General features: G+C 32.6%; 4 protein-coding genes. All 4 read right to left on the bottom strand.

Features of this window, described 5'->3' with window-relative positions; genetic code table 11:
- On the bottom strand, positions 1-851 hold an 851-nt coding region (locus tag Q0E71_RS06515; protein ID WP_294797180.1), incomplete at its 3' end, for a glycosyltransferase.
- Between the two features lie 46 nt (positions 852-897).
- A complete protein-coding gene (locus Q0E71_RS06510) occupies positions 898-2,166 on the bottom strand; it encodes a nucleotide sugar dehydrogenase (protein WP_294797178.1) in 1,269 nt (422 codons plus the stop codon).
- Between the two features lie 31 nt (positions 2,167-2,197).
- The gene (locus tag Q0E71_RS06505) at positions 2,198-2,542 is read right to left on the bottom strand and encodes a type II toxin-antitoxin system PemK/MazF family toxin (protein ID WP_294797176.1); all 345 of its coding nucleotides are present in this window, start codon (positions 2,540-2,542) and stop codon (positions 2,198-2,200) included.
- 82 nt (positions 2,543-2,624) lie between these two features.
- A partial coding sequence (gene alr / locus Q0E71_RS06500) for an alanine racemase (protein WP_294797173.1) occupies positions 2,625-3,911 on the bottom strand: 1,287 nt, incomplete at its 5' end.

The following is a 3,911-nucleotide window of genomic DNA, read 5'->3' as shown; positions in this document are numbered from 1 at the left end:
AGTAGCTTTCTTATTGACTCTTCATGAGCCAGATATGATAGATAATTAATTTCTTTTTCAAAATTATATGTTTTTTTATACTCTTCTATTTGAGATTTTTTTACATTGCCTGCAATATTTATCCTAATCTCGTTCTTATCGATTTTACCTTCATCTACAAGCTCTTTTAAGGCTGATAAAAATTCATGTAAATTTCTTCTGCCATATAAAGCGCCAGTATGAATAAAGGTAAATTTATCACTTTCTTCTTTAGGATATATGCCTAAAAAGTCCTCTTCGTCGTAACCGTTCGGTATATAAATAGATTTGCCTTTAAGCTCAGGTAAATCTGCTATGAAGTTATCGAGCATAAATCTAGTGTTTGTAATAAAGTAATCGCACTTAGAATTTATTTCAAGCTCAGTCTTTTTAGATGCTTTCATCTTCATTCTTGATGAAAAGCTATCTAAGTGGAATGGATTATTTGTCCACTCGTCCCTATAATCGACTATCCACTTCATCTTCGGAAACTTTTCTTTTAAGTATAAGCCAAATAGATGAGCCGAATATGGGTAGCTTGTAGTATATATCACATCTGGATTGAATTCTAGAGCTATCTTTTCTATTTCTTTTTTGTTAAATTTATACCAAAAAACTTCTGCATCAGGAAGAGCAAAGAACTTAGCATAGACCTTCTTAAATAGACCGCTATTGTTAATATCATGGGCCTTAAGTCTAATAACTTTAACGTTTTCTGGAACGTCCTTTAATAAGCTATCGTCCTTTAAATCTTTACTAGCATCCTTTGATACAACCAAAACTTCATTGCCAAGCCTTGATAGGTATTTTACAAATTTTAAACTTCTTTGCACACCACTTCCACCTATTGGCGGGAATTGATTTGCAATAAATAATATCTTACTCAAGTTCTCCACTACCTAATAAATAATAATTAAAGCCTAAAGCTTCTACTTTTTCTCTATCAATATAGTTTCTTGTGTCAAAAATATTCTTTTTATTCATAATTTTACCTATTTCTTTGTAGTCAAGGAAACAGAATTGTCCATGATTTACGCCTAAAACCAATAAATCTGCGCCTGTAACTACTGGGCGTATATCATCATAAAGTTCATTAAATTCAAGTATTTGATCATTCTTAAATGGATCGTAAACGGCTACATTGTAATCATCTTTCAATAAAGCAATAAGATGAGTTATTGGGCTTTCTCTAAAGTCATCAATATTTGGCTTAAATGAAGAGCCAAGTATAGCTATCTTTGAGCCTTTATCAACTAGTTTCCTTATCTTATCCGCAGTAAACTTAGGCATAGAGTCATTTATATCTCTAGCTTGATGAATTAACTTAGAGTTTTCCTTATCTGCTGTTACTAAGAACCATGGGTCTACGGATATGCAGTGTCCGCCAACACCTGGTCCTGGTGTATGAACATTTACTCTTGGGTGTTTATTAGCTAATTCAATTAGTTCCCATACGTTGACACCAAGTGTGTCACAAATCTTAAGCATTTCATTTGCAAGAGCTATGTTAACGTCTCTGAATGTGTTTTCTAGTAGCTTACATACTTCAGCTGTTGTTGCGTCTGTTGTAAATACTTCTGCATCAACGAAGGTTTTATACACATCTCTAACTATTTCAGCAGATTTTGTATCCACTCCGCCTACTACTCTATGATTATTTTTTAGCTCATACAAAATATTTCCTGGAATAACTCTTTCAGGACTGTGAGCTAAATATATGTCTTCTGAAACCTTTAAGCCAGACTTTTCAAGTATAGGCTTAACTACATCTTCAGTTGTGCGTGGTGGCGATGTTGATTCCAATACAACAGTATCGCCTTTTTTAATAACTTTTAGAATGTCGTGACAAGCATCCTTAATGTATTTTAAGTCACAGCTCTTATCATCATTAAATGGTGTTCCAACGCATATTATATACATATCAGCTTCATGAATTTTGCTTGAAACCTCTATCCTTCCTTCTTTAAGAGCTTTGTCAAGGACATCTTTAAGTCCTGGCTCATCTATCTCTAAGGTTCCATTCTTAATCTTTTCGATTTTTTCCTTAACAGGATCATATCCAAAGACCTTGAAATGATCACTTAGTATTGTGGCTGTTGGTAAGCCAATATATCCTAATCCTAATACGGAAATGCTTTTAATACTCATTATTTCCTCCTAAATTTTCTATATGTAAAAACTATTTAGTCAATGCTAAACTTATCTTTAGTCCCTCGTCAACCTTCGCCATAAGCTTCTCAGTTACGCTTCCTATTTTTTCTCTCAATCTCTTCTTATCAATAGTTCTGATCTGTTCAAGCAAAATTACGCTATCCTTAGGCAAGCCAAATTCCGGTCCATCTATCTCTATATGGGTCGGTAGTTTAGACTTATTCAGTTGACTTGTAATTGCCGCAACAATAATGGTCGGTGAATACTTGTTGCCGACATCGTTCTGCACGACAATAACTGGCCTCACGCCACCTTGTTCAGAGCCTATGACAGGTGATAAATCTGCATATATAATATCACCTCTTTTAATCATATTCTCACATCCTTTCTGATAAGTAAGACAATTATATTATAAGTTAAAATCGCTTATAAGTCAATAACTTTACGGCTTTAAGCTATATATCATTATAGTTGTGAGAGCTTATTTCTTCTCCATCGTAATAATATTTTCTAGAAATTCTATCCTTCATATCAGTTAGAACTTCATAGTTAATAGTGCCTTCAATCTTGGCAAGGTCATCATAAGTCATAGCCATGTTAGTGCCATCACCAATGATAGTTACCACATCAGCAATCTTTGCATCAGTTCCTGTTGCATCAACCATAAATTGATCCATACAAATGTTTCCTATGTTGTTCAATAACTTGTCTTTATATAAGACTTTTAACTTGTTTTGTAAAAGTCTTCTTACGCCATCTGCGTATCCTATAGGTATAGTGGCTACCTTAGTCTTTTTATCAGCAATAAATGAGAATGTATAGCTAACGCCCTCGCCCGCTTCTATCTCTTTAACATTTGATATACAAGCTTTTAATTGCATCAATTTTTTTAATGGTAAATTCTCTTTTATAACCTCATCAGATGGATAGTAACCGTAAAGAATGATGCCTGCTCTAACATAATCAAGGTTTAAATCCTTTAAATCCATGATGGATGCTGAGTTTGAAACGTGTTTAATCCTTATATTAAGTCCAGCCTCTTCGAGCATAGAAACGGTTTTTTGATAATTATCATATTGCTTATGAGTTAAAGTTTTATCCTTTATATCAGCATTAGCAAAGTGAGTAAATATACCTTCTATATCGATATTTTTAAGGCTTGCAATCTTTAAAATTTCTTCTACAGATTTTGCTCTATGAACTTCATCTGCTTGAAAACCAATTCTAGACATACCTGTGTCAAGCGCAATATGTATCTTGGCAACTTTATTTTGTCTTACAGCTTCTTCACTAAGCTTTTTAGCCTTATCATAGCTAAATATAGCACTCGTTAAATTATACTTAACTACTTCTTCTAAATAATTATCCTCTAAGTAATTAAGCATAAGTATATCCTCTTCAAACTCATCTTTAAATCCCAAAATTAAATTCTTATATTTAAATTTCTTTACACTTTTTTCTATTTTTTCTATTGAATCTAAATTGTGTGAACCATCTACAAGAACAAGTGGATTTCTTGATAGACATTCAGTCCTTCCAATATTTACTGCCTTTTTAAATCCAAGTTTTTTCTTTTCTTCATCTAATTTATATTCTTCTTTTAATGAATCTAAAACCATAAGAGCTAGAGAAGCATTTAGGGCTTGATGTTCTCCAATAAGAGAAATTTCTACATTTTTATGATTTCTAAAATCATACTTATTGCCAAATTCTTCTGTACTTATTAATTTAACTTCATCTAA

Source organism: uncultured Fenollaria sp. (genome assembly GCF_934202865.1).
GTDB lineage: Bacteria > Bacillota > Clostridia > Tissierellales > Peptoniphilaceae > Fenollaria.
This window is presented reverse-complemented; position numbering and strand designations above follow the sequence as displayed.

What these genes read in the sequence shown, in the direction of transcription:
- Q0E71_RS06510 (WP_294797178.1), bottom strand. Translation starts at nt 2,166, where the DNA reads ATGAGTATTAAAAGCATTTCCGTATTAGGATTAGGATATATTGGCTTA.
- Q0E71_RS06505 (WP_294797176.1), bottom strand. Translation starts at nt 2,542, where the DNA reads ATGATTAAAAGAGGTGATATTATATATGCAGATTTATCACCTGTCATA.